Raw genomic sequence first — 26006 nt, 5'->3', positions numbered from 1 at the left:
CGGTGTCGGTGACAGGTGCGGAGTTGCCCGTAGCTTCCGAATCCGGAGCGACCGCCGGCTAAACCACCGTCGCGTTGCCGGGTCGCGATGTGCGCGAGCATGTCGGCGTCGACATCGGAGTCTTCGTCGATCTTGGGCTTGGCGAACACCGCGAAACCGACATTGCGCAGCGCTTCCACCCACGGGCGAACCACGTCGGCGGTGCCGGGCGCGATATTGGTGAAGACGGTGGCCTCGGCCTCGATGCGCCCCTTGGAGGCGACCGAGATCTCGGCGGTGCGGGCCAGCAGCCAGCGGCCGAGGGCGTCGAAGCGGGGGCGGTAAGCGGCGGTGGGACGTCCACCGAGGATGGCGCCGAGCCCCATGTCGAGGTTCGGCGCGTCCCAGACCAGCAGGACACGTCGAACATCGGAACCGCTCAACGCCTCGGAACCGGAGCCTGCCTGGGCGGGCACCGGCATCTCGGGGGCGATCTCACTCACGCTCATCTGTCGATCTTCCCCCATATGAACTCGTTGATGGCGCTACCGGCACGCAGGCCTTTGCCTTCGAACTTGGTGACGGGCCGTTCGAAACCGATCGGCGCGGTAGTGCGGTTGGCGGCGCTGTCGCCGCCGGTGGTGTCGTTCAAGCCGGTGAACAGCGGTTCCTTGGAGCCTACTTCGAGAATATGTTCGGCGTAATCCGCGTGGTCGGTGGCCACGTGCAGCACGCCGCCGGGCTTGAGTCTGCTGGCGATCAGGGCGAAGGTCGGCGCCTGGAGCAGCCTGCGCTTGTGGTGGCGGGCCTTCGGCCACGGGTCGGGAAAGAACACCCGAACACCGATCAGCGACTCCGGGGCAACCATGTTCTCCAGGACGTCCACGGCGTCGCCGCGCAGCAACCGGATGTTCTCGATCTCCTCGCGCTCGATCTGCTGGACCAGCTGGGCCAGTCCGGGCTGATACACCTCGATGCCGATGAGATTCAGGTGCGGTTCGGCCTTCGCCATGGCGGCCGTCGCCGTACCGGTGCCGGTACCGATCTCGATCACCAGCGGCGCCTCGCGCCCGAACCAGGCGTCGGCTTCGACCGGATCGTTGGACACATCGCGCCCGATCACCGGCCAGGTGCGGTCCCATGAGGTCTGCTGATTCGGCGTCAGCGCGCCTCGCCGCGAGCGGAAGCTCGTGACGCGCGGGTACAGCCGGGAGCCGGTGAGCGAGCGCCTGCCCGCGTCGTTCGGCATCTCCGACAGCTTGTGGCTGGTCGGCTCGGCGTGGTTGGCGGCGTCGTTCACGTCGTCCATTGTCCAGCATGCGCGGAGCTACGTCGCAGGCGAGTTCGGGGGACCGCTGATCCGCCCAGGTCGGCAGAAGGTTCGCCCCGCCCCGGCTCGGCGCGGATCTGACACAATGCCCTCCGAAAAGGGGGTGTGCGCAATGCCGACAGCCACTGAATTCGCACAGACACGACCCGCGGACCAGCTCGACGCGCTGATCTCGGTTCTAGGTGCAGGTCGCGGGGGTGATCCGGGGATCGCCGAACAGCTCGCCGCGGCGGCTGCGCGCCGTCGTCGTCCGCTGCACATCCAGATCACCGGGCGTGCGCTGAGCGGGCGGACCACCGTGATGGCCGCGCTGGCCCTGTTGTCGGCGCAGGAGACCGCGCCCGTCGATCAGCCCGAGCTGCCCGACCCGGTCCTCGACGGCGATCTGGTCATCTATGTGCTGGCCGGTGCGCCGCAGGCCGCCGACTACCGCCTGCTCGCGACCGTGCCGCAGGGTCGCGGCGTGGTGGTGCTCAACAAGGCCGACGCGGTGGGCGCGCGCTGGGGCGAGGCCGTGGCCGCGGCACAGCGGCACGCGCAGGAGCTCGGCCTGCCGATCGTGCCGATCGTCGCTTCGGTCGCCGCCAGGACCAGGTCGGGAGCGGTGAGCGCGGAGGATCTGAGCGATCTGCGCAGGCTCGCGGTCGGCCCCGATGTGCCGTCGGTGCTCGCCGCCGATCTGTTCATCGGCGTCGGCTCCGACCAGGAAGCGCGCAGACGGCTGATCGCCAACTGGGATCTCTACGGCGTGGACTGCGCGCTGTCGGCCCTGCGCGCCGATCCCGATCTGCCCGCATCGGCGATCATCCAGATCCTGCACTCCGCGAGCGGGGTCGATCCGCTGCACAAGCTGGTCCACCGCCGGTACGAGCAGGTGGAAGCGGTGCGCGGCGGCGAACTGCTCGACGAGCTGACCCGGCTGGCCGCCCGCGCGGTCCCCGGCGACGGCGGCCGCGCGCGAGAACTGATCGAGCGCTATCTCACCGGAGACGAAGCGCTCTGGGCCGGTCTGTGCGCCGGATTGGCCTGTCCGCAGGTCTCCCACCTGGCCGCCGGCTACCCGTCACCCGCGCCCGGCGACGCCGACGAGGCGCTCGCCCGCGCCACCCGCTGGCGTGCCGTCGTGTCCAGCGACATGCCACCCGCTGCCCGGCGGGCCGCGCTGCGCGTGCACAACGGCTATGTCAGAGCCTGGGAGCGGATGTCCAGTGCAGGCCTCTGAGGTCCCGCCCGGCCAGCGCTCGGCCGTCGACGCGAGCGGCGATACGAGTGCCGCGTCCGCCGACGACCCCGGTGCCCTACCCGCGGCGGTGGACGCGGTGATCGACCGGTGGAATCCGCAGGGTGGCGCCCTGCTCCGGGCGATGGCCGCCGCGGGGGAGGGCAGCAGCGTCGACTTCTACGCCCCCGACGACGCCAACACCACTCTGCTGCGCACCGAACTCGCCCGCTTCGAACCCCATATCGACCTGGCCGATCCGACCGTGGGCAACGACCCGGCCGCAGCGCTCATCCTCTTCGACGCGGGCAGTGTCCTCGGCGCCGGCATGTTCGCCCTGATCGACCGTCTACGCGCCGCCGATCAGCGAATCCTGCTCGCCATGAACGGCTTTCACGCCTATCAGGACTGGCGCGCGACCCGCGACCGCAACCTGGAACTGCTCGCCGCGCGCGGCATCACCGACCTCGACATCGTCGCCGTCTCGGCCCGGCTGGCCGCCGCCGCCCGCGCCACCGACGATTCGGCCCTGCTCGATCGCTCCGGCGTGGCCGGACTGCACGCCACCCTGGCCGCGGCCACCGCGAAGGGACCGGCCGACGGTGCCCAGCGCCGTACCGCCGTCCGCACCCGGGTGCTCACCGACACCAGAGCGAGAATCGACGAACAGATCACCGCATTGCGCTCCGGCACGGACACCGCACGGATCAGGGAGGAACGCATCGGACTGGTCGCCGAGCGCGACGGCGGTCGCCAGACCGGCCTCGCCGCCGTGCGCAGCCAGGTGCAGCTCGCCCGCGTCGACCTGACCACCGAGCTCGGCGCGATGGTGCGCGCACTGCACACCCGCTCGCGCGCCGAACTCGACCGCTGCGACCGCGCCGAACTGCGCGCCTACCCACAGCGTTTGCAGCAGGCGGCCGGTGAGCTGTCGGTCTCGGTCGACGCCGTCATCGACGAACGGGTCAGCGAAGCGGCGCGCCGGATCGGTACCGCCGCGCCGACCACCCGGCGCCGCGATCCGGCGCCGCGAGTCGGTCCGGATCCCGGCAAGAGACACCGAGGTGTCGAAGATCACCTCATGATCGCGCTCGGCGCGTCGGCCGGCGTCGGTCTCGGCCGATTGGTCGTGGCACCGCTGTCGCTGGTCCCGACACTCGACGTGGCGAGCGTCCCGGTGACGCTGCTGCTCGGCGCGGGCGCGGCCTACTGGGTCGTGCGCGCCCGCGGCCAACTCGCCGAACGCAACCACATGGCCCAGTGGGTCTCCGAGGCATTGGTGAACGTCAAAGCCCAGCTCGAACAGCGTGTCGCGGGAGTGCTCGTGGACATCGAGGCCGAATTGGCCGAGCACGTGGTTCGGGAATCGACCGCGCGAGCGGTGGCCGTGGATCGGCGTGTCACCGAACTCGACGCGCTCGCGCGCAGGCTCGTCACCGAGCGTCCCGCACAGCTGACGGCCTGTGAGCGTGACATCGCCACGCTCGATCGACTGTGAGCGCGGGATTGACCGATACACCGGTGGGTACCTGTTAGGGAGCCCGATGCCATATCGGTCGTCATATCGCGTTAACCTTGAGGCAGGAACCTGGGCGTCCGCTCTTGCCAGTCGATGCGCGGCCACCGTCCGTGTACGGCCTTCCTAGCCGTCTATCGGGGTTGTGCGACGGTTGGTCACTGCGGACGCCTTACCCGCCCATGGTGGCGATCGATGGATCGAACAACCGCCCATCTCAGGAGAGTTTTCATGACCTCAGCGACCATTCCTGGTCTTCGTGGATCCGACGGCACGGCGCCGACCGAGCACAGTGAACTGCTCGCCTGGGTACAGGAAGTCGCAGAGCTCACTCAGCCCGATCGCGTGGTCTGGGCCGACGGCTCCGACGCGGAATGGGATCGCCTGACCACTCAGCTGGTCGAGGCAGGCACCTTCCAGCAGCTCGACGAGAAGAAGAAGCCCAACTCCTTCCTCGCGCTGTCCGATCCCTCCGATGTGGCCCGCGTCGAATCGCGCACCTACATCTGTTCCGCCACCGAGGCCGACGCCGGTCCGACCAACAACTGGGTCGACCCCGCCGAGATGCGCGCCACCATGACCGAGCTGTACCGCGGCTCGATGAAGGGCCGCACCATGTACGTGGTGCCGTTCTGCATGGGCCCGCTCGGCGCCGAGGACCCCAAGCTGGGCGTGGAGATCACCGACTCCGAGTATGTGGTCGTTTCGATGCGCGTGATGACCCGGATGGGCCAGGCCGCGCTCGACAAGCTTGGCGCCGACAAGCCGTTCGTGAAGGCGCTGCACTCCGTGGGCGCGCCGCTGGCCGAGGGCCAGGCCGATGTGCCGTGGCCGTGCAGCGACACCAAGTACATCACCCACTTCCCCGAGGACCGTGAGATCTGGTCCTTCGGTTCGGGCTACGGCGGCAACGCGCTGCTCGGCAAGAAGTGCTACTCGCTGCGCATCGCCTCGGCGATGGCCCACGACGAGGGCTGGCTGGCCGAGCACATGCTGATCCTCAAGCTGATCTCGCCCGAGAACAAGAACTACTACGTCGCCGCCGCGTTCCCGAGCGCCTGTGGCAAGACCAACCTCGCGATGATCCAGCCGACCATCCCCGGCTGGCGCGCGGAGACCCTGGGCGACGACATCGCCTGGATGCGTTTCGGCAAGGACGGTCAGCTCTACGCCGTGAACCCGGAGTTCGGTTTCTTCGGCGTCGCGCCGGGCACCAACCACAGCTCCAACCCCAACGCGATGGCCACCATCGACGCGGGCAACACCGTGTACACCAACGTCGCCCAGACCGACGACAACGATGTGTGGTGGGAGGGTCTGGAAGGCGACCCGCAGCACCTGATCGACTGGAAGGGCAACGACTGGACCCCCGAGTCGGAGGGCCACGCCGCGCACCCGAACTCGCGCTACTGCACCCCGATGTCGCAGTGCCCGACCCTCGCCCCCGAGTGGGACGACCCGCAGGGCGTGCCGATCTCGGCCATCCTGTTCGGCGGTCGCCGCAAGACCACCGTTCCGCTGGTGACCGAGTCGTTCGGCTGGGAGCACGGTGTGTTCATGGGCGCCACTATGGGCTCGGAGCAGACCGCCGCCGCCGAGGGCAAGGTCGGTACCGTCCGCCGCGACCCGATGGCGATGCTGCCGTTCCTCGGTTACCACGTGGGCGACTACCTCAACCACTGGATCGACCTCGGCAAGAACGCCGACTCGAACAAGCTGCCGAAGATCTTCTACGTGAACTGGTTCCGTCGTGGCGACGACGGCCGCTTCCTGTGGCCCGGATTCGGTGAGAACTCCCGCGTGCTGGAGTGGATCGTCGGCCGCATCGAGGGCCGCTCGGGCGCCACGGCCACCGCGGTCGGCAATGTGCCTTCGGCTGCCGATCTCGACCTGGACGGCCTCGACGTGGTCGCCGCCGATGTCGACGAGGCACTCGCGGTGAACGCCGACGAGTGGCGCAAGGAGATCCCGTCGATCGAGGAGTGGTTCGAGTTCGTCGGCGACAAGCTGCCTTCGGGCGTGCGTGACGAGTTCGAGGCACTCAAGGAGCGCCTGGGCTAGTCGCCCCGCAAACACTGAACCGCCCGTACCGTTTCGGTACGGGCGGTTCTGTTCGTCTCAGGTCGTCGGACGATTTCCACAGTCTCGTTCTGGGTACATCTGTCGGTGTCAGAGAGTCGCGTGTGGCGGCAGCGTTACCTTCGCCTATATTTCCTCTCGAGCTGATACCCCTGCGAGACTCCTGCACCGCCATGCGGTCAACGACGAGATCGACGCTGAGAGGTGGTTTGACGCATGACAGATCTGGTGACCGGATTCGAGTCCGACACCTATTCGAGCACGCCCATGCAGCGCGTGGCGGGCCGACTGGAACGGGCCCTGCCCCCGGGCTGGCGGGTCGAGGTCGTCGACCTACCCGCCCGGGGTGAGGTGGCCGCGCAGCCGGTCCTGCGGGTCCACATGCCGGAGAACTAAGCCGTGGAGTCGGTCCATCCCATGGGCATGAGGACCGACTTCTGCTCACAGAACGCGTCGAGGCCCTCGGGGCCGTTCTCGCGGCCGATGCCCGAGTTCTTGTAGCCACCGAACGGTGCGGTCGGGTCGAAGGCGTACCAGTTGATCGCGAAGGTACCGGTGCGGATCCGGGCCGCGACCTCGACGCCGTGCTCGATATCGGTGGTCCAGACCGATCCGGCCAGACCGTAGTCGGAGTCGTTGGCGATGGCGATGGCCTCGTCCTCGGTCTCGTACGGGATCACCGAGAGCACCGGGCCGAAGATCTCCTCCTGGGCGATGGTGCTCGCGTTGTCGACGTCGGCGAAGATCGTCGGCTCGACGAACCAGCCGCGGTCCACGCCCGCGGGCCTGCCGCCGCCGAGTACCAGCCGCGCGCCCTCGGCCTTGCCCTTGGCGATGTAGCCCTCCACGCGGTCACGCTGCTTTTCGCTGATCAGCGGGCCGAGCTGGGTGGCGGGATCGGTCGGATCACCGGTCTGCATGGTCTTGACGTGCGCGACCAACGCCTCGACGATCTCGTCATAGCGGCTGCGCGGTGCGAGGATTCGGGTCTGCGCCACGCAGCCCTGCCCGCTGTTCATCAGCCCGGAGAACGCGAGCACGGGAATGCTCGCGGCGAGGTCGACGTCGGGCAGCACGATGGCGGCCGACTTGCCGCCGAGCTCCAGCGACACGGTCTTGAGCTGCGCACCGGCCAGCGCGGCCAGCTTCCTGCCCACCGGGGTGCTGCCGGTGAAGGTCACCTTGTCGACGCCGGGGTGGCCCGCGAGGTATTCACTGGCCTCGGCGTCGGCGGGCAGCACCGAGAGCACGCCGTCGGGCAGGCCCGCCTCGGTGAAGAGGTCGGCGAGGATGTTCGCGGTCAGCGGAGTCAGTGGCGACGGCTTGAGCACCACGGTGCAGCCGGCCAGCAACGCGGGTCCGAGCTTGTTCGCGGCGAGGAACAACGGGACATTCCAGGCGGTGATCGCGGCGACGACACCGCGGGGTTCCCGTGAGACACGCGAGGTTCCGAACAGGCCGACTCGAGTCTCGTTCCAGGCGAACGTCTTCGCGAGCTCGACGAGGGCGTCGAGTGCCGCGACGGCGGGAATCTGGTTGAGTGTCAAGGCCGCTAACGTCGGCGCGCCCATCTCCGCGGTGAGCGCGGCGAGCAATTCGGGCGAACGCTGCTCGATCAGCCGCGCGACCTTGCTGAGTACCTCCGCTCGTTCCAGTGGAGGCGTTGATGGCCACGGCCCGCTGTCGAACGCGTCGCGCGCCGCGGCGACCGCGGCGTCGACATCGGCGTTCGTTACCGCCGGCACGCTGCCCACGGTCTCCTCCGTTGCAGGGGAGACCACCGAAATGCGGTCACTACCGGCCGGGGTGGTCCACTTCCCGCCGATGAACAGACTGTCGTAGTGCATGAGAACACGTTACAGTTTTGCGGGCGAATTGTCTGCAACCTGTTCTAATTCGCTGCGGCGCAACGACTGTGAAGATGGTGAATTCCAACCTGTCGGTTCGCTTTTCGGGGAAACGCACTATTGCGTTCCGCTGGTGAAAAGGGGATGCTTTAGCTACTGATCAGCTCGCTCGATTCATCGAACATTAACAGCGAATTGGGGAGACCGACTCATGGCTGTGCAAGTGATCGGCCGATCGTTGATGACCAGCGACCAGACCGACCATCAAGCGAAAAGTGTGGGCAGTGGCGGATGGGTTGTCTCATTCCTGCCCGGCCGCACACTCACGATCGAGCAGGCGACTGCCGCTATCCAGGCCGCTGAGGCGGTCGCGATGGTCGGCGCGCTGGCCGATCAGGTCGGCCTGACCACGTTGGAGACCGTGGGCCTGGCGATTCAGGAATCGCCGTGGGTCAGGGTATTGCCCGAGCCGATGCGGAGGTCGCGGCGCTTGAGCTGGCTGGCGTGATCATGCTTTGGTAGCCACCACCACCAAGTTGCTGACCAGTAACTCGCGAATGACCGGAACTCGGACGAGCCACCAGGCCCAGTGTGGGTGATAGCGCGGAAAAATAGTCCGCACGTCGGCTGAAGTCGTTGCTGCCCAGTGCAACCCATCTGCCGCGGTCACCGCGAACAGTGATCGGCCGAACCTGTTCTTCGGTTCGTGTCCGTTCTTGCGCCGGTACCGGCGGGCCGCGTACTCGCCACCGAGGTAGTGCCAGAGGCCGGTCTCGTGCCCACCGAACGGTCCGTGCCACACCGTGTACGAGTACACGATGAGGCCGCCGGGCTTGGTCACCCGCACCATCTCGTCCGCCATCAGCCACGGCTGCGGCACGTGTTCGGCGACGTTGGAGGAGAAGCAGACGTCGACGGAGTTGTCGAGGAACGGCAGCGCCATCCCCGACCCGCGTACCGAACCCGACACCCGCAGCCCGGCCGCGTGCATCTCCGACGGGTCGGGCTCCACCGAGACGTAGCGGGCGCCCACCGCGGTGAACTCGTCGGCGAAGTAGCCAGGGCCGCCGCCCACGTCGAGGACGACGGTGCCGGTGAGGTCGCGGCCGGTGATGTCGGCGTAGAAGTCGCCGATCAGCTCCGCGCTGTCGGTGGCGATGCCGCCGTAGAAACGGGCCGGGTCGGACTGCTCGAAGCGGAAGCTGGTGAGCAGGCGCAGCGAGCGGCGCAGAGAGGCCCGGCGCGCGAACCTCGATCGGTCGCGTCGATGGACGGGCTGCTCGGTTGTCGGCTGGGTGGCGATCGGCACGGGCAGGAGTTTATGGGCAGACCCTTCGGTCGCGGCTGGTGGTGGGGGCGTTGGGTGGGTGGGTTGGGTTCGTCTTCACGGGGTCGGCTCGGGTGCGACGGGCTGATCTGGGCGGGCGCGGTCGATACGACCGTGTTGCGTGGAGCACACCCGCTAGTGTGGGGGCCGACGTTTGTCTGCCACCGAACCGAATGCGAGCCCCGACCGTGCGTGAAGTCCTCCTACTCTGCTGGCGTGACACCGGGCACCCACAGGGTGGCGGTAGCGAACGGTATCTGGAGCAGGTAGGCGCCCAGCTGGCCGCGCGTGGCATCAAGGTCACCCTGCGTACGGCGGGGTACCCGGGCGCCCCCAAGCGTGAGCGGATCGACGGCATCGACATCAGTCGCGCGGGCGGCCGCTTCACCGTCTACCCTCGCGCGCTCGCCGCCATCGTGGCCGGTCGGCTCGGTATCGGCCCACTGCGCGGCCTGCGCCCCGACGTCGTGATCGACACCCAGAACGGCATTCCCTTCTTCGCCACCGCGACGGGTGTGCCCTCGGTGGTGCTGGTGCACCACGGACACCGTGAGCAGTGGCCGGTCGCCGGTCGCCTGGTCGGGCGGATCGGCTGGTGGATCGAATCCACGCTGTCCCCGCGCGTGCACCGCGACAACCAGTACCTCACCGTGTCGCTGCCGTCGGCCGAGGAACTGTCCGCGCTCGGTGTGGACCGTGAGCGCATCGCCGTGGTCCGCAACGGTGCCGAACCGGTCCCCGCCGCGGTCGTCCCCGGCGACGACGCCACCCGCGCCACCCACCCGCGCATCGCAGTCCTGTCGCGCCTCGTCCCGCACAAGCAGATCGAAGACGCCCTCACCGCGGTCGCCCACCTGCGCGAACGCTTCCCCGACGTGCACCTCGACGTCATCGGCGACGGCTGGTGGGCCCCCAACCTGCGTGCCTGCGCCGACGCACTCGGCATCGCCGACGCCGTCACCTTCCACGGCCACGTCGACGAACGCCGCAAACACGAGATCCTCTCGACGGCCTGGGTCCACGTGATGCCCTCGCGCAAGGAAGGCTGGGGCCTGGCCGTCATCGAAGCCGCCCAGCACGGCGTCCCCACCATCGGCTACCGCAGTTCCCGAGGTCTCACCGACTCCATCGTCGACGGCGTCACCGGCCTGCTGGTCGACGACGCCCCCGCCCTGGCCGCGGCCGCCGGCGACCTCCTGGCCGACCCGGATACCCGCCTGGTGATGGGCGAGAAGGCCAGGGCCCGTGCCAACGAGTTCTCCTGGGAACAGACCGGCGCCGGTGTCTTCGAGGTCCTCGCCGCCGCCGCGCGCGGCCGCACCGTCAGCGGATTGGTCTCCCCGACCCGGGTCTAGGCGACTCGGTTACCCGCTGCCTCTCGATCTGCTCGCCGGGCGCCCGTCCGGTCCGGGCGCACGGCCGCGGCAATCAGTCCCGTGAGTAGCAGGGCCGCCCAGAGCAGGTGGGCCGCGGCGGAGGTTCGGCGCTGGGCCGGGGTGGCGATGTCGAGAAGGGTGGGGGAAGGCACGCGGTAGAGCGCCAGGTCTTTGTCCTGATGCATCAATTCGGCCGTGGTGAGAGTTTTCTCGGAGGCGCCGAGCGGGCCGGGGGTGGTGCGTTCGATCAGGATCCAGCCGACGCCGAGGGCCGCTAGTTCGGTGGCCGGGGTACCTTCGAGGAGCGCTTGCTCGACGGTCCGGGCGCGGTTGCCCTCTCCGGTCACCGCGTAGCCGCGAACTCGGAGTTCGCCGGTCTGCAGGACATCGTTGGGGAGGATGCGGGGAGCCGGGTCGAGGACGGGAGCTGTTCCGCTGTACGGGAATCGGCGGAACATCCCGGCGGGAAGTACCGCTATGTCGCCGGGAGCGTCGATGTGGTCGACGACCTGTTGCCAGCCCGCGGGGTAGTGGACGGGGCGCACGGCGCCGCCGACTCCCCAGGCGAGGTCGGCCAGCGGGAGGGTGAGCAGAAGAATGAAAAGGATTGCGGCGGGGCGAAATCCGGTCCGGCCATCACGAATCTCCGGCTGCCCGTTGGCGGCAGAGGCTTCCGGGTCGTGCGCCAGTACTCGGCGGGCCGCCACGGTGACGGTTCGGCACGCGGCCGCCGCGCACAGCGCGTAGGCGGGCATCGCCAACGCCACGTACTTCTGCGTATCCCGCAGCAGCCCGGCCCCGGGAACGTGCACCACCAGCCATTCTCCGGCGGCCAGTCCCCAGCTGGTCGCGCCGAGGGCGGGCAGCACGATCGCCACCGCCGCGATCACCAGCAGCGCTCGCCCGTCACGTCCGAGCGCCCATACCGCCCGCACCCCGCACGCGACGATGCCGAGCAGCAAGAGTGTGCCGAGCAGGGCGAGCGGGGTCGTGCGGCTCGCGGGGACCGCTTCGCCGTTCCAGATCCCGCCCAGCCCGGCGAGGCTGCCGAGCGTGCCGAGCCACGGTTCGGCCCGGGCCGCGAACGCCGAGACGCCGGCCGGGTCCGACGGCTCGGCCCCCGATCCGAGCGCGGTCGCGGTCAGCCACGGCGCGCAGGTCACGATCCACAGCGCGACGGCGGGGAGGAAGGCCCGCCGCCCGACCAGCGCGAGCCCGATCACCGCGGCCAGCAACGAGCCGGTCGGCGTCAACCCGGCAGCGGCGAAACTCGCGGTCAGCGCCGCCCATCCACCGAGCGACGCGACGAATCCGAATCGGCCGCCCGACCCCGCATCGTCGCCGGATTCCGTTCTGCTGGTGGCTGTTCGGATGCGCGCGGCGGCGAGCGCGGTCCACGGGAGGGCCGCGTAACCGGCGAGCAGGCTCCAGTGGCCTTGAAGAAGTCGTTCCGCCACATAGGGATTCCACAGCGCGAGGGTCGCGGCGACCAATTGTGCTCCGGTAGAGGCGGAGACGAGCCGTCGCGCGAGTACCGCGGCGCCGTACCCGGCCGACCACAGCGCGACGATCAGAATCGCCTTCACGAGAATTCCGCCGTCGATCACCGGCGAGAGCACGGCGAGCACGGCGTCCTGCGGAACGGCGCGAGGTGCGGCCGCGCCCACGCCGAGTGCCGAATCGGTGAGGAAGGAACGTGGGGTGCTCACCGCGTCGCGCAGCAGCAGGTAGCCCGATCCGGCGAGCGGTCCGACGATGATCATCGTGAGCAGAGCGCAGTATCCGGCCACCAAGGCCCTTGCTCGCCCGCTACTCGTCACGTCCACGCACCTTACGTCCCGTCGGGCTGCGCCGCGGCCGGGGTCGAATAGGCGCTGTTCGGGGCCGAATCGCTCGAAGGTGAGTCCGCTCGGACTCACATTTTCGGGGTAGGCGTGATGGCGAACACAGTGAAGTGCGACCATGAGGCGTGTCCTCAGTCCGCCGCCCGCCTGTCGTTGCCGATCTGACCTGGGTGACGGCTGGCGCCATGACCGCCAACGTCGCCGGGTACCTGCTGCAATTGCTTGCGGCGAGCTGGTTGGGAGTCGAGGGCTACAGCGAGTTCGCGAGTCTGCTCGCGATGCAGTTGCTGTGCGCGGTCCCGGCCCTTGCCATGCAGAACGTGGTGGCGAGAGAGGTAGTGCGCGGGGCGTCGCCACGTGCGGTGCGGGCGATGATGTGGCGGTGTGCCGCGTTGGTCGCCGCGGTCGCGGTGGTGCTGATTCCGGTGGTGGCCGTGGTGCTCGACGTGGGCGTGTGGGCCGCTGCCGCCGCCCTCGGCGCGGCACCCGCGTTGGTGATCCTCTCGGGTGAGCAGGGAATTCTGCAGGGCGGCAATCACTTCCGCGCGCTGGCCACCGTGCTCGCGATGGCGGGTACGGCCCGGGTGGCGCCCGCGCTGCTCGCACTCGCGCTGGGCGGTGGTGCTGCCGGTGCGCTGTGGGCGGGGGCCGCGGGCATCGTCGGCGCGGCGATCGTGGCCGGTCGCATCGCGCGCTCGACGACCGAGTCGGCGGATCCGCCGACCGATGACAGCGGCGATGCCGGAAACAGCCGGGAACCGATGACGAAGACCGTCGGCGTCCTTCCCGTGTTGCGTGCCGTGCAGGTGCAGGCGGCGCTGATGGCGCTGTCCTCGGTCGACCTGATCGTGGTCCGCATCGTCCTCGACGAGGTCGACGCCAGCCGCTACTCGCTGGGCACCATCGCCACCAAGATCGCGTTCTGGCTGCCGCAGGCGGTCGGCGTCGTGCTGTATCCCCGGATGGCCCAGCCCACCCATTCCGCCCGTGCGATCCGCGACGCCCTCTCGGTGCTCTCGGTGATCGGCGTCGTCGCGGTGCTGGGTGCCGCGCTGGCCGCTCCCTTGGCCCCCCTGTTCGCCGGCGCCGACTATGCCCCAATCCAGGGCATGCTGTGGCTGTTCGCCCTGCACGGTGCGATCCTGGCGGTCCTGCAGGGCGCTCTGCTCTCGGCCATCGCGGTCGAACGCACCGCCTTGGCGGCCGTCACCTGGATCGGCCTGGCCATCGAGGTGACCCTGATGCTCGCCTTCGCCCGCACGATCGAATCCCTGATCGGCACGGCTGTCTCCGTAGCGGCGGTCACCACCACGATCGTCGCCGCCGTCGTTCTTCGCGCGGCCCGCAGCCACCCCGCTCCGGCCGACTCGGTCCTGCACTGACCGAACCGGCCGGTTCGGCGGAGGTGTCCCGGAAAAACACAACAGCCCCGGCCGAAGACCGGGGCTGTTGTAGAGCGTGTCCGCCTAGGGACGCTTGTCGATGTCGATCTGCTCGGTAGGCGCGTCGTAGTCCCCACGGGGGAACTGCGTGGTCGGCGCGTCGTCGCCGTCCCACCGAGTAGTCGCGGTGTCATCCGGCGCGGCGGTGGGCGCGGGCGTCGGACGCGATCCCCGCGGACTCGCATGAGCCGCGGTGCCGCCGCCACGCAGTCCGAGGAACAACCCAGCCAGCAGCGCCAGTACACCCAGCACGCCGAACACGATCGGCACCACACGCCCGAACAGCGAGAGCTTGTCGGTGTTCTCCTTGGCGATGGCGATCTGCGACTCGACGGTCGCCTCGTCGAACACCAGGTGCGACTTCAGCGCGGTGACCTCGGGCTTGTCCCCGGACCGCGCGTAGAACAGGTGGATCGATTCCCCACCCTTGATCACGGTGCCGGTCTGCGGCTCGACCCACAGGTCACGCACGTTGGTGTAGTAGCGCGTCATGGTGACCGGGGTGTCGCCACCCTCCACGCCCCACTTGGCGGCGGGCAGGGTGAGCCGGTTGGTCGGCGACTGCACGACGTCCCAGGTGCTGGTGACCGGCGCCTCCATCTGGAAGCGGTACACCTTCATGTTGTTGATCTCGGTCTCTTCGATGAAGTTCGCGTCGAAGGACTTTCGCACGTTGATGTCGAAGTACGGGTAGGTCTTCTTCTCGGTGCCGATCGGGAAGCGGTAGCCGATGCCGGTGTGCTGCACCGGCTCCATGACGCTGCCGTCCTTGTTCACGGTCACCGCGATCGACCCGTTGGGGTCGGTGTCCACCGGCATGCCGGTGGTGCGCGAGATGGTGACGCGGTCGATGGCGGCGGTGAGCAGGCCGGTATCGCCCTGCACGTCGGTGCGCCGCAGTGTCTGGCCTGCCTGCAGCGTCATCTCGTCGGCGTCGGAGGGCTCCTCGACGGTGACGAAACGCTGGGAGATCAGCGGCACATCCTTGTTCACCACGGCGGCACCGTCACCGGAGGTCAGCGACTTGGAGTCGAGGACGAGGCTCTCCTCGCCCTTCTGGTTCTCCGCGATCGTCGTGATCTCGAGATCGAGTGGAGTCTTGGCGACTTTGCTCACCGTGTAGGTGGGGATCATCAGCGCGGCGACGAGTAATGCCGCGCCCAGACCCACGAGCACGCAGGCGACCGTTCTTCTGGTACCGGCACTCAGTGCCATGCAAACTCTCCTCGTCGTTCGAACACGGATGGCCCGGTGGTCTGGTATTGCACCACAGGCACTCGTGAGCCCCGACACTAACAGCCCAGGCCGCGAAGGTGCGGTGCTGTGCCGTGGAAATCGCCGACACGGCAGACTGGACCCCGATGACGACCGCCACCGCCCCCGTTTCGCGCCCGCGCGCCTTCATTCCCGCCCTCGAAGGGATGCGCGGGATGGCGGCGCTCGGTGTGCTGGTCACGCACGTCGCGTTCCAGACCGGAACGACCGGGGTGCCGGTCCTCGGCCCGATCCTGGAACGCTTCGATATGGCGGTCGCGGTGTTCTTCGCGCTGTCGGGTTTCCTGCTGTGGCGCCCGCACGCGGCGGCCGCGCACGGGCACGGCCGCGCACCGCGGACCTCTCGCTACCTGTTGCACCGGGTGGCCAGGGTGATGCCCGCGTACTGGGTCGTCGTGGTGTTCGTGCTGCTGTTGCTGCCCGGCGCGGCGCATTCGGCGAACCTGCGGGTGTGGGTGTCGAATCTGTTCCTGCTGCAGGTGTTCGTGCCGTTGACATTGACCGATGGGCTCACCCAGATGTGGAGCCTGTCGGTGGAGATGGCTTTCTACCTGGTGCTGCCGGTGCTGGCCTGGCTGGTCGTGCGACTGCGCGGCTCCGCGGCGCGGTGGCGGGTGCCGGTGCTGTGCGGGCTGGTCGCGGTGAGTCTCACCTGGAATCTGTGGCCGATCCCGACGCCGGAGGCGATCCACGCCGACAACTGGCTGCCCGCCTACCTGCCGTGGTTCGCGGCGGGGATGCTCCTGGCGGAACTGATCCACCTCGTGCGACCCGAGGTCCGGTGGGCGCGAGTGCTGTCGAGACAGCCGCTGATGTGGGCGGTGGCGCTCGCCGCGTTCCTGCTCTCGGCGACCGAGTTCGGCGGCCCGGCCGGTCTGGAACGCGCGCAACCGTGGCAGTACGCGATGAAGATGGCACTGGGCATGATCTTCGGGTTCTGTCTGCTCGCACCCCTGGTGCTGCGGCTGTCCGGCGCCCCGCACCGCTGGCTGGAATCGCGCACCGCCGCGATGCTCGGCCGCTGGTCCTACGGCATCTTCCTGTGGCACCTGGTGGTGCTCACCGTGGTCTTCCCGGTCTTCGGCATCGTGCCCTTCAACGGTGACTTCCTCTACGTGATCACCCTGACCACCGCGCTCACGCTCCCGTTGGCCGCCGCGAGCTTCGCCCTGATCGAGGAACCGGCCCGCCGCTGGGCGGCCCGGTGGGATCGGCGGACCGGGTCCGCGCGAGTCGACGAACACCGGTCGGAATCGGCGCGACGTCCGGCGGTGCGCTGAGTCGCGCTCAGCGACGGCGGGGGAGCGCCGCCACCCCGACGGCGACGACGGCGATGACGGCCGGTGCCTGGGCCAGCAGCGAGCCGCCCATGTATTCGGTGCCGGAGCGCCAGGTCCCGGTCGACAGTGCCGCGGCCGAGGCCAGCGTCCCGAGGCCCGCGAGCCAGGGCAGGGCCCGCTCCGTCAGCGCGGGCCGGAAATAGTTGCAGCCCAAGGTGATCAGCGTGAACGCCGCACCGAACGGCCCGGAGATCACCGCGATCACACCGGTCAGCCCGATCGCCGCGACCCAGCCGACACCCCAGGTGCTCGGTGCGGGCCCGGCGTCGGGCACGGCACGCCGGCGCGGAACGGCGAGCAGCACCAAGGGGATCAGCAGCAACAGCCCGCCGAAGATCGCCAGCCGATACCAGCGGTCCGCCGGGAACGAGACGGTGATCTCCCCGTTCGTTCCGGGCGGAACGAGCCAGGCCTGCTGCCAGCCGTCGACGACAACAGGCGACAGCTCCTGTCCGTCGGCGGTGTGCGCCTGCCAGCCGACGTTGGTGCTGAGCGGAAGGACCAGCAGTTGAGTGCCCGGCTTCTGCTCGGTCGGGTCGGCGGGAGTAGGTGCGGCTGAGGTGGTTTCGGCGGGGTTGGAGGGTTCGCCGGTTTCGCCGGGGTTGCCCGAAGTCTCGTCCGTCGGCGCGCTGGGTGCGCCGGGGTAAGGGTCGGTGCGGGGGAGGCGGAGGCGGTCGACGGTGAACAGTTCGGTGGGGACCACGGTGAGGTCGGGACGGCCGGGGAGCAACTCGATGTCGGCTGCGTCCTCGGGGCAGGCACGCGCGGAAACCGGTGCACCCGAACGGAGTTCGTCGGCGGTGGCGGTGATCGTGGTGTGCACGGCGCGTCCACCGATGGCGATCACCGGGCCGGCCTCGCAGCCGATGGTGATGAGCCGGTCGCCGGGAGCGTGGGCGGGATACTCGGGACCGAGCACGTCGACCTCGGCCAGGCCCGCGGGCTGGGTGAGGACGAAGCCGAGTGCGGTGCGGTCGAGCACCTCGTTCCAGCTCTGGATGCTGATCTCGATGCGATCGGTCTCGGTGGGGTACAGCGAGATTCGGGCCGGTTCGCCGTGGTCGCGTTCGGGCAGTTCGCGGATCTGCGGGCCGTTGCCCAGGTTCACCGCGACGGAGGTCGCCGTCGCAGGCAAGCCGCCGAGCGCGGTGGTGATGTCGAGTCCGGTCACCAGTGTCGGTTCCGGAAGTTCCAGTACCAGCGTGGGTTTGCCGCCCGCCGGTTCGCGCACGGTGGACTCGGGTGCGGTCCAGGTGGTCTTCGGATCGCCGTCGGTAGCGGCGAAGGCGGCGCCGCGCAGGTCGGCGACATCGGCCTGACCCCGTGCCACCGGCCTGGTCGGGTCGGTGAGCAGCGCCTCCAGCGCGGGCCCCGGCCGGGTGCGCACGGTGAGGTCGGTGCCGACGGTGAGTGGTTCCGGCACCGACAGCGTGCGCCCGAAGACGCCCGGCTCCTCGGCGGGCAACCCGAGCCCCTTGCTGCAGTGCACGCGGTCGGGGCCGTCGAAACAGTTACCGCGGCCGGGGAATTCCTGTCCGAGATCCCACCCGCTGACGACGGTTCCCGCGGCCACCTCGGGCAGCACGACCCGGTGCCGGATATCCACGCGCTCCGGCGCTTCCCGGTTGGAGTAGTCGTCGAGCGTGAGTTCGCTGATCCCGAATTGCCCGCCACGAGTGCCTGTTTCGGTGCGAGCGGCGCTGATCATCACCCAGTCGGATTTGCCCGCGGGCAGCGCCACGGACACGGGCTCACCGGGTTCGGTGATCCGCGCCGACACCGTTCCGCGCGAGGTGCGGACCTCGACCCACTTCACCGGATCACCCAGCGCCGCCGCCGTGGTGGTGAAACGCAGCGAGCCGTTGGCGATCGGCTTGTCGAGGTCGAGTCGAATCCATTGCCCGAGAGCGGATTCGGAGCCGTTGCTGATCCATGCGGTGCTCGGATCGCCGTCCACGGCGGCCGCGGTGGAGCTGCCGGGCGCCGCTCCGCCGATCTGGGTGGCATCGGCGGCGGAGCTGGACGCGGTGACCTTCGCGCCCGACCATTCGCCCTGCACGAGTTCGGCGCCTTCGACCGGGTAGTCGGGGACCAGGTTGTGGGTGCGCCGGGCGTCGTCGGCGGCGCGGACCGCGGAGTTGTGGTTGTCGACCCGGCCGAAGTCGGACTCGCGATCCATCGGGGTGTCGGTCAGCAGCACGGGCCGCGGAGGTAACCCGGCGCGTCGCGCGTCGGCGTCGAGAAGTACCGGCGCCGTGGGGTTCCCCGCGTCGCGGCGCAGACGCTCCAGCACTTCGGGGCCACCCTGGACAACGGGGGTCGACTCCAGCGGGACGGTGTACGCGCCGGGGAACCCTGGCGGCGCGCCGGTGCCGCTGCGCACGTCGACGGGCATGCCGGGCGGCGGTACGTCGACCCGGTAGATCTCGACGGCCGGGTAGGCGGGCTGGAGATCGTTGTCGACCACCAGTCCCGCATCCGCCGCGCGCGGCCCGATGTTCGCGCCGAACGAGGTCACCCTGGTGAGGCCCGGCGAGCCCTCGATCGCGCGGTGCGCCAGCATCGGACGCGTCGAACGCGAGGTCTCGGGGTCGAGGTCGTTGCGCAACACCAGGATTCCGATGCCCTGGTCGGCGAGGGTGGCGGCGAGGCCGGTCGACGGCCTGCCGTCGGCGATCAGCCGCTGCACCGAGTCCATCGCGCGAATCGTGCCCGGCGGGTTCAGGGGAACCGAATCGCGCACGGCCCAGGGGGTACTGGCCAGGGCTTGCAGCGGCTCGTCGCGGGTGAGTCCCCAGATCTGGCTGCCGAACGGCGCACCGGGTACCACCAGTGCGCGGGTGTCGGCGGCGTTGTCTGCCAGCCAGTCGGCGGTGTCGGTCCAGTAGGCGGGCACCCGGTCGTAGGCGCCGCGCGGGGCCAGCCGCCCGGTCCACGCCAGTGAGGTCGCGAGGGTGAGCGCGGCCAGGACCAGCGCGGCGACCGCGACGAGCCGGTCGCGTTCGGGATGGGCGAAAGAGCTGCGCCACACCGGCATCGGCACGGAGGCGGGCAGGGCGACCCGGCCGAGCAGATGCGCCAGCCCCACCACCAGCGGCAGCCGGATCAGCGGTTCGAGCTTGTGCACATTCCGCAGCGGCGCACCGCCGGAGTCGAGGAAGATCCGCACCGATTCGGCGAACGGCCCACCGAGTGTGCCGACATATCCCGCGCAGATCCCCGCGAGTCCCACGCACAGGATCAAGGCGAACCTGCCCCGACAGGGCATCGTCGACCGCGCGAGTCCGGCCATCCCCGCCGCGGCGAGCAAGCCGGTCGCGAGCACCGCGGCGGGCTGGGTCACCAGCACCGCGCCGGCGATTCGTTCGGGCGAGACGAACGGCGTCCAGCTATCGGTCCCGCGCAGCACCTCGCTCAACGCGGCCCACTGCGTCGTCACCCCGGACGACTCGATGAAGTCGAGGAACGGCGGACTCACCTTGCCGAGCAGCAGCAGCGGTACGACCCACCAGAACGTGGCGAGGACCAGCAGTGGAATCCACGCTCGGGTGAACCGCCACCACTGCCGATTCGGCCGATAGGTTGCCCACCACAGTGCCGCGGGCAGGAACGCCGCCACGGTCGCGACAGCGTTCACCGAACCCATCAGCGCCAGCGCCAGCGCGCTTCCCGCCGGCGAGAGCGGGCCGCCGCGCCGCCGTTTGATCGCGGTGCCCAGTGCCGCGGGCGCGAGCAGCACCCACGGAGCCAGCATCATCGGCAGGGTTTCCGAGGAGATCGAGCCGAGTGTGGTCAGTACCCGCGGCGACAACGCGAACGCGATGCCCGCGATCACCCGTGACCCGCGCGAGCCGATGCCGAGCGTTTCGCACAGCTTGACGATTCCCCAGAACCCGGCGAGCAGCAGCAGCGCCCACCAGACGCGCTGGGTGACCCACGCGGGCAGGTGCAGCAGGTGCCCCGCGGAGAAGAACGCGCCGTGCGGGAAGAAGTAGCCGTAGGCCTGGTTCTGGACCTGGCCCATCGGGGCCTGGCTGCTCCACAGGTGCGACGCTCGCGCGAGGAAACCGAGGGGGTTCTGCGCGAGGTCGTATTTGGTGTCGGCGACGGTGAGGCCGGGCGCCTGCGCGAAGGTCAGTACGAAGGCGGCTACTACCGAGCCGACGAGCCAGCGCCAGCCCAGTGGCGCCTTGTCCGGTTGCCCCGATGCGGGGCGCGACGCGCGGGCGTCGGCGTCAGCGGCTGCCGTATTCAGGGGCGTTGAGCAGCGACGAGTCTTTGTCACCGCTGCGGTCGATCGAGGGCGCCGTGTTCTGCTGCACCGCCGCCGTGATGGCGAAGACGGCGATCGCGCTCAGCAGGGCGCCGCCGACCGCGCTGGCAACAGCCGGAACAGCAAACTTCATCGCGCACTCCAATACGCTCGACGACGGGGCCTGTCTCCGGCCAACCTAGCAGGTCTACCGGGCTCGGTCAGTCGTTGGGCAGCTCGCAACGCAGGGCGCTCAGCAGGGTGCGAAGTTTGACGGTCGTCTCGGCCAGCTCGGCGCGCGGATCCGACGCCGCGACGATCCCGCCGCCCGCACTCGCCCGCAGCGTCCGCCGATCGGCGGCGAGCTCGCCGCCGCGAATCGCCACGACCCATTCGCCGTCGCCGTCGTCGCCGCACCAGCCCACCGCGCCGCCGTAGAAGCCGCGTCGCGGTTCATCGGTCGCGATCGCGTCCAGGGACGCGGTGAACGGGGTGCCGTTGACGGCGGGGGTCGGGTGCAGCAGCAGGGCCAGGTCGAGGGCAGTGGTCGACGGGTCACGCAGCACGCCGTGAATGGGTGTTGCGAGGTGCCAGACCTGTTCGGTGCTGAGGAGCTCGGGCGCGTCGGGGATGCGCAGTTCCGTGCAGACGGGGGTCAGTTGCTGCCGGATCCAGTCGATCACGAAGGCGTGCTCGTCGTGATTCTTCGTGCTGGACAGCAGTTCGCGCGCCTGGGCCGCGTCATCGGCCGGATCGGTGCGGCGCGGCAGGGTTCCCGCCAGCGGATTCAGGCTGACGCGGTCGCCGTGCCGCGCGACCAGCACCTCGGGTGTCGCCCCGATCAGCGTCTCGGCGGATCGTCCCGCCGCGGACAGGTCGACCGCGTACACCGCGGCATTCGGATGCCTGGTGAGCAGATGTGCCGCCAGTACCTCGGGATCCAGCGGCGCGTCGGCCTCCAGCACGATCGACCGTGCGGCCACTACCTTGCGCAGCTCGTTCGCCGGGTCACCCAGTTGCTCGACCAGCTTCGTCACACGCGCGACATGTTCTGCCGCACTGGGTATTTCGGCCACCACGCGGACGCCGGGCAATTCCGGGAGCGCCGCGGGTCGCCACGGTCCCGCCGTGTGTAGCACCGTCTCCGGTTGCCAGAGCGCCGCGGGTTCGCGTGGATCGAAGGGGAGCGCTCCGACGATCAATGTCGGTGCCGCGCCGGACGAGTCGTGCTGTTTCTCGGCCGAATCGGTGACGTGGTCGGGCCGTTTCTGCCACGCACGCAGCGCCGCCACTGCCTGCCGAGGGTCGGAGTACGCCTGGCGCACCCCTGACGTCCGCAACACCGCGTCGGGTCGAGCGAGCAGGAATTCGTTCATGGTGCTTCGACCATAACGCCGCCGATGTGGCGCCGATCCGGGAGAGCGACGGAACTCTCACCGCGCGACGGCGCCACGAAGTTCCGGGGTGGCGAACCGCTACTGCTCCGGTGGCACCAGGAAGACCGGCCGGTGCCCGTGCTTGAGAACGGCCTCGGCGACGCTGCTGTGCAGCAGCGCGCGCAACCCCGTGGCACCGCGCGTACCGGCCACGATGATGTCGACGTCGAGCTCATCGGCGCAGTCCACAATGGTGTTCCAGATCGTGGTGGTGCACTCGGCGGTGCGCGGTTCGGCGTCGATTCCGGCCAGTTCGGCCAGGTGCACGCCTTCGGCGTTGATCTTGCGGGCGTCGGAGTAGGCGATGTCCTCCACCTCCTCGTCGGGCACCCAGTCCGGCTGCATCACCCCGGCGAGCCCGGAGATACGCGCGGCCTGGCGCACCATCGGTTCCCATGCGGTGAGCAGAATCGCGCGTTCGGCGGTCAGGAATCGTCCCGCGTACTCGATGGCTCGTTTGGCGTGTTCGGAACCGTCGTAGGCGATGAGCATCCGATCGCATGCCATGACGACCTCCTGCGCTGGTCGGAGCAGCTTTTCCCTCAGGTTACCCGCGGATGTGTGTATCAATCCGAACCACCGTGGTGGGGTTCGCGCCGGGAGCGGGCTACCGTGGAGCGCATGCGGAAATCGCCTGTGGTCGTGTTCGCAGTCCTCGCCGCCGTTGCCACCGCCTGTTCGGGAGGTTCGTCGAACGAGACGACGCCCGCGGCGGGTAGCAGCGGAGTGGCCGCCCCCTCTGCCGCCGGAGAGCCGAGTTCGCCAGGGTCGGCGACTCCGACCCAAAGCAATTGCGGCGCAGACTATCTCGCCAAGCTCTCCCAGCGGGAGAAGCTGGCCCAGCTGCTGACCGTCGGCATCACCGGTTCGGCGGACGCGTCGAACGTGGTGAGTTCGGAGCAGGTGGGCGGCATCTTCGTCGGCAGCTGGACCGATCCGAGCCTGCTGGACAAGTCGGCGCTCGACGCGGTGAAAGCGCAGGCCAAGGTCCCGTTGATGGTGACCATCGACGAAGAGGGCGGGCGGGTCTCGCGCGCGAAGAACGTGATCGGCGCCGCGCCGTCGGCCCGTGAGATCGCGCAGACCCAGACCCCTGAGCAGTACTACCAGTTCACGCTGACCAGGTCGAAGGCGCTGAAGGATCTGGGCATCACCGTCGATTTCGCTCCCGATGTCGATGTGAGCAGCCAGCCCGACGACAGTGTGATCGGCGACCGCTCCTACAGCGACGACCCGAAGGTCGTCACCGAATTCGCGGGCGCCTACATCCGCGCGGCCAACGAGGTGGGCCTCGGTTCGGTGATCAAGCACTTCCCCGGCCACGGCTCCGGTTCCGGTGACTCGCACACCGGCGCCGTCACCACCCCGCCGCTGGACCAGATGCAGAACACCGACCTGGTGCCGTTCCGTGAGCTGGTGAACTCCGGCGCGGCGGTGATGGTCGGCCACCTCGACGTGCCCGGCCTGACCGAGCCCGACGTGCCCGCCAGCATCAGCCCGGCCGCGATGACGCTGCTGCGCGAGGGTAAGGGCTACGGCGCCGCCCCCTACGACGGCCCGATCTTCACCGACGATCTCAGCGGCATGGCCGCCATCACCGCCCGGATGTCCATCGCCGACGCGGTCGAGGCCACGCTCGTCGCGGGCGCCGACAACGCGCTGTGGATCAGTAGCGATGCGGTGCCGCAGGTACTCGACCGTTTGGAACAGTCGGTCGCGAGTGGCAAACTGCCCGCCGACCGGGTCGACACTTCCGTACTGCGGATGGCGCGCTACAAGGGCGTAGCGCTGGGCTGCTGATCGCACCCGGCGACTGTGCGGCAAATGAGCGCGGGTGAACTTACCTTGGAGTAAGATAGGTGGTTCACCCTGCGGTAGGAGAGTGGATGGCAGGCGGGACCAAGCGACTTCCCCGGGCAGTTCGCGAGCAACAGATGCTCGATGCCGCCGTCGAGGTATTCGCACGCAAGGGCTTCCACGACACGTCGATGGATGCGATCGCCGCCGAGGCGAAGATCTCCAAACCCATGCTCTACCTGTACTACGGCTCCAAGGACGAGCTGTTCCGCGCCTGCATCCAGCGCGAGGGTCTGCGTTTCATCGAGGCCGTCGCGCCCGCGGGTAACCCGCACTTGACCCCGCACGAACAGGTCCGCACCGCGCTGGAGGGTTTCCTCGATTTCGTCGACCGCAATCGGCAGTCCTGGCAGGTTCTCTACCGTCAGGCTATCGGTCAGCAAACTTTTGCCGCCGAAATCGACAATGCCCGTGAGCGCGTCATCGAGCTCACCGCGAAACTGCTGGAATCCAGTGCCAAGAACGCCGACCCCGGCACCAATTTCGAGGTCGTCGCGGCGGCGGTGATCGGTGCGGGTGAGGCCATCGCCGACCGGGTCGCGAGCGGGCGGATCGAAGTGGCCGAGGCGGTCGACCTGCTCGACGATCTGGCCTGGCGCGGTCTGGCCGGCCGGAAGAAGATCGACTAGCGGTTGCGCCCGGCCCCGTCGGCTGCGATCGTGCACGGTTGACGTTTCACGACAGACGGGGTGGCAGTGTTCGGTGTGTTGAAGCCGTGTGCGCACGGCGCGGCGAAATATGGCATCGATCCGGGGCAGTGGCAGGCACACATGTGCGGGCTGTGTCTGGGTCTGCGAGACGGGCACGGTCAGTTGGCCCGCGCCGCGACCAACACCGACGCGATCGTGCTCAGTGTGCTCACCGAGGCGCAGTCGGGCGCGAGTGCGCGCACGAGCGCCGGTCCGTGTCCGCTGCGCGGGATGAAGCGCGCGTCGGTGGTCGCCGCGAACGCGCCGGGTGTGCGGTTGGCCGCCACGGCGTCACTGCTGCTGGGCGCGGCCAAGATCGGCGATCACGTCGAGGACGGGGACACCTCCGTCCTCACCCGCCGACCGATGCGGCGGGTGTCGAACGCCTGGGCCGCGCGAGCTCAGCAGCAGGCTGATCTGATCGGGCTCGATGTGGGGCCCATGCTGACCGCGATCGCCACCCAGTCCTCGATGGAGTCCCGCGCGGCGGTCGAGGTGATCACGCTCGAGGAACTCACCGGGCCGACTCAACTCTGTGCCGCGACCCTTTTCGGGCACACCGCCACCCTGGCCGGGCGTCCGGAAAACGTTGCGGCCCTTCAGGAGATCGGTCGGCACGTCGGCCGCATCGCGCATCTGGCCGACGCCATCGAAGACCTCGAGCGCGACCGCGCCCGTGGCCGTTTCAATCCGCTGGAGGCCACCGGCACGGATATGCCCCGAGCCTACGATCTGTTGCGCGAGAGTGAATCCCGCATCCGGCAGGCCGCGTCCGAGGCCGAGCTCGACCAGCTGCCGACGGTGCGCTGGGCGCTGCTCGATCCGCTGGCGAGCCTGTTGCGCAGCCTCGGTCGAGGTCTCGGCATCGCGGTCGGCCATGCCTGCCGTACTTCAGTTACGGCGCAACAGCATTCGCCGTACGAGTTCCCGTCCCCGCCCGGACGGCGCCCCGGCAGACCGGGGCCGTTCAAGGCGAGTGGACTCGTGCTCGGCGTCTACTGCACCGGCATGGCCTGCTGCGTCGACCACACCAGCCCGTGCACCGGCGAACAGAAGGACGCCTGGGCCAAGAAATGCGACTGCGGCAGTTGCTGCGACTGCGGTGAGTGCTGCGGCAACTGCTGCGGCGAGGACTGCTGCTGCGGTGACTGCAGCTGCGATTGCGGCTGCTGACGAAAAGGCTCGCGCGGTGGCGAAT

At 69.3% G+C, this 26006-nt stretch carries 20 protein-coding genes and 1 pseudogene; 11 read left to right on the top strand and 10 right to left on the bottom strand.

The window, feature by feature from the left end; all coding sequences use genetic code 11:
- Together ACFWF3_RS00575 and trmB are read right to left on the bottom strand one after the other, a co-directional pair.
- Nucleotides 1-488 (bottom strand): annotated as a pseudogene (locus ACFWF3_RS00575) (hypothetical protein); the annotation flags it as partial.
- Nucleotides 485-1288: a tRNA (guanosine(46)-N7)-methyltransferase TrmB gene (gene trmB / locus ACFWF3_RS00570; protein ID WP_378635039.1), complete on the bottom strand. Its 804-nt coding sequence runs from the start codon at nt 1286-1288 to the stop codon at nt 485-487. The pseudogene ACFWF3_RS00575 and the gene trmB, both read right to left, overlap by 4 nt.
- Before the next feature lie 133 nt (nt 1289-1421).
- On the opposite strand from trmB, the gene ACFWF3_RS00565 reads away from it, so the two are divergent.
- The 4 genes from ACFWF3_RS00565 (at nt 1422) to ACFWF3_RS00550 (ending at nt 6519) form a co-directional block, all read left to right on the top strand.
- Nucleotides 1422-2531: a hypothetical protein gene (locus tag ACFWF3_RS00565; RefSeq protein ID WP_379311894.1), complete on the top strand. Its 1110-nt coding sequence runs from the start codon at nt 1422-1424 to the stop codon at nt 2529-2531.
- Entirely contained in the window at nt 2518-4026 is a 1509-nt protein-coding gene (locus ACFWF3_RS00560; RefSeq protein WP_379311893.1) for a hypothetical protein, read from the top strand. The genes ACFWF3_RS00565 and ACFWF3_RS00560 overlap by 14 nt, the downstream gene beginning before the upstream one ends.
- A 249-nt stretch (nt 4027-4275) precedes the next feature.
- Nucleotides 4276-6105 carry a phosphoenolpyruvate carboxykinase (GTP) gene (locus ACFWF3_RS00555; RefSeq protein WP_379311892.1) on the top strand — a complete coding sequence of 610 codons (1830 nt, stop codon included), beginning with the start codon at nt 4276-4278 and terminating at the stop codon, nt 6103-6105.
- A 234-nt stretch (nt 6106-6339) separates the two neighbouring features.
- Nucleotides 6340-6519: a hypothetical protein gene (locus tag ACFWF3_RS00550; RefSeq protein ID WP_378989204.1), complete on the top strand. Its 180-nt coding sequence runs from the start codon at nt 6340-6342 to the stop codon at nt 6517-6519.
- Here the strand turns inward: ACFWF3_RS00550 and ACFWF3_RS00545 are convergent.
- Nucleotides 6516-7970: an aldehyde dehydrogenase gene (locus ACFWF3_RS00545; RefSeq protein ID WP_379311891.1), complete on the bottom strand. Its 1455-nt coding sequence runs from the start codon at nt 7968-7970 to the stop codon at nt 6516-6518. The genes ACFWF3_RS00550 and ACFWF3_RS00545 overlap by 4 nt on opposite strands.
- A gap of 241 nt (nt 7971-8211) precedes the next feature.
- Here ACFWF3_RS00545 and ACFWF3_RS00540 point away from each other — a divergent pair, with 241 nt between their 5' ends.
- Nucleotides 8212-8478 (top strand): hypothetical protein, encoded by a 267-nt coding sequence (locus tag ACFWF3_RS00540; protein WP_307188359.1) that lies wholly within the window; start codon nt 8212-8214, stop codon nt 8476-8478.
- On the opposite strand, the gene ACFWF3_RS00535 is transcribed toward ACFWF3_RS00540, so the two are convergent.
- A complete protein-coding gene (locus ACFWF3_RS00535) occupies nt 8479-9279 on the bottom strand; it encodes a methyltransferase domain-containing protein (RefSeq protein ID WP_378989202.1) in 801 nt (266 codons plus the stop codon).
- A gap of 206 nt (nt 9280-9485) precedes the next feature.
- Here ACFWF3_RS00535 and ACFWF3_RS00530 point away from each other — a divergent pair, with 206 nt between their 5' ends.
- Complete coding sequence (locus ACFWF3_RS00530; protein WP_379311890.1) at nt 9486-10652, top strand: glycosyltransferase family 4 protein; 1167 nt, start codon at nt 9486-9488, stop codon at nt 10650-10652.
- Here ACFWF3_RS00530 and ACFWF3_RS00525 read toward each other — a convergent pair.
- Nucleotides 10649-12493: a hypothetical protein gene (locus ACFWF3_RS00525; protein WP_379311889.1), complete on the bottom strand. Its 1845-nt coding sequence runs from the start codon at nt 12491-12493 to the stop codon at nt 10649-10651. The genes ACFWF3_RS00530 and ACFWF3_RS00525 overlap by 4 nt on opposite strands.
- Before the next feature lie 209 nt (nt 12494-12702).
- On the opposite strand from ACFWF3_RS00525, the gene ACFWF3_RS00520 reads away from it, so the two are divergent.
- Nucleotides 12703-13899 (top strand): polysaccharide biosynthesis protein, encoded by a 1197-nt coding sequence (locus tag ACFWF3_RS00520; RefSeq protein WP_379311888.1) that lies wholly within the window; start codon nt 12703-12705, stop codon nt 13897-13899.
- An 84-nt stretch (nt 13900-13983) separates the two neighbouring features.
- Here ACFWF3_RS00520 and ACFWF3_RS00515 read toward each other — a convergent pair whose 3' ends face one another.
- Nucleotides 13984-15174 (bottom strand): DUF3068 domain-containing protein, encoded by a 1191-nt coding sequence (locus tag ACFWF3_RS00515; protein WP_379311887.1) that lies wholly within the window; start codon nt 15172-15174, stop codon nt 13984-13986.
- 146 nt (nt 15175-15320) lie between these two features.
- Between ACFWF3_RS00515 and ACFWF3_RS00510 the strand changes: the two genes are divergently transcribed.
- Nucleotides 15321-16514 carry an acyltransferase family protein gene (locus ACFWF3_RS00510; RefSeq protein ID WP_379311886.1) on the top strand — a complete coding sequence of 398 codons (1194 nt, stop codon included), beginning with the start codon at nt 15321-15323 and terminating at the stop codon, nt 16512-16514.
- Between the two features lie 7 nt (nt 16515-16521).
- Here the strand turns inward: ACFWF3_RS00510 and ACFWF3_RS00505 are convergent, their stop codons facing one another.
- The 4 genes from ACFWF3_RS00505 to ACFWF3_RS00490 form a co-directional block, all read right to left on the bottom strand.
- Nucleotides 16522-20859, bottom strand: coding sequence for an alpha-(1->3)-arabinofuranosyltransferase (locus ACFWF3_RS00505; protein ID WP_379311885.1), 4338 nt, complete (start codon nt 20857-20859; stop codon nt 16522-16524).
- The gene (locus tag ACFWF3_RS00500) at nt 20810-20980 is read right to left on the bottom strand and encodes a DUF2613 domain-containing protein (RefSeq protein WP_022566695.1); all 171 of its coding nucleotides are present in this window, start codon (nt 20978-20980) and stop codon (nt 20810-20812) included. The genes ACFWF3_RS00505 and ACFWF3_RS00500 overlap by 50 nt, the downstream gene beginning before the upstream one ends.
- Nucleotides 20981-21047: 67 nt before the next feature.
- Nucleotides 21048-22202 carry an isochorismate synthase MenF gene (locus ACFWF3_RS00495; RefSeq protein ID WP_379311884.1) on the bottom strand — a complete coding sequence of 385 codons (1155 nt, stop codon included), beginning with the start codon at nt 22200-22202 and terminating at the stop codon, nt 21048-21050.
- 99 nt (nt 22203-22301) lie between these two features.
- Complete coding sequence (locus ACFWF3_RS00490) at nt 22302-22769, bottom strand: universal stress protein (protein WP_378989194.1); 468 nt, start codon at nt 22767-22769, stop codon at nt 22302-22304.
- A gap of 114 nt (nt 22770-22883) precedes the next feature.
- Between ACFWF3_RS00490 and ACFWF3_RS00485 the strand changes: the two genes are divergently transcribed.
- The 3 genes from ACFWF3_RS00485 to ACFWF3_RS00475 all read left to right on the top strand — a co-directional run bounded on the left by ACFWF3_RS00485 (nt 22884) and on the right by ACFWF3_RS00475 (nt 25981).
- The gene (locus ACFWF3_RS00485) at nt 22884-24062 is read left to right on the top strand and encodes a glycoside hydrolase family 3 N-terminal domain-containing protein (protein WP_379311883.1); all 1179 of its coding nucleotides are present in this window, start codon (nt 22884-22886) and stop codon (nt 24060-24062) included.
- Between the two features lie 86 nt (nt 24063-24148).
- A complete protein-coding gene (locus ACFWF3_RS00480; protein ID WP_379311882.1) occupies nt 24149-24748 on the top strand; it encodes a TetR/AcrR family transcriptional regulator in 600 nt (199 codons plus the stop codon).
- Nucleotides 24749-24808: 60 nt separating this feature from the next.
- The gene (locus tag ACFWF3_RS00475) at nt 24809-25981 is read left to right on the top strand and encodes a DUF5685 family protein (protein ID WP_378989191.1); all 1173 of its coding nucleotides are present in this window, start codon (nt 24809-24811) and stop codon (nt 25979-25981) included.
- Nucleotides 25982-26006: the final 25 nt, after the last annotated feature.

Source organism: Nocardia sp. NPDC060220 (assembly GCF_042727815.1).
Lineage (GTDB): Bacteria > Actinomycetota > Actinomycetes > Mycobacteriales > Mycobacteriaceae > Nocardia.
This window is presented reverse-complemented; position numbering and strand designations above follow the sequence as displayed.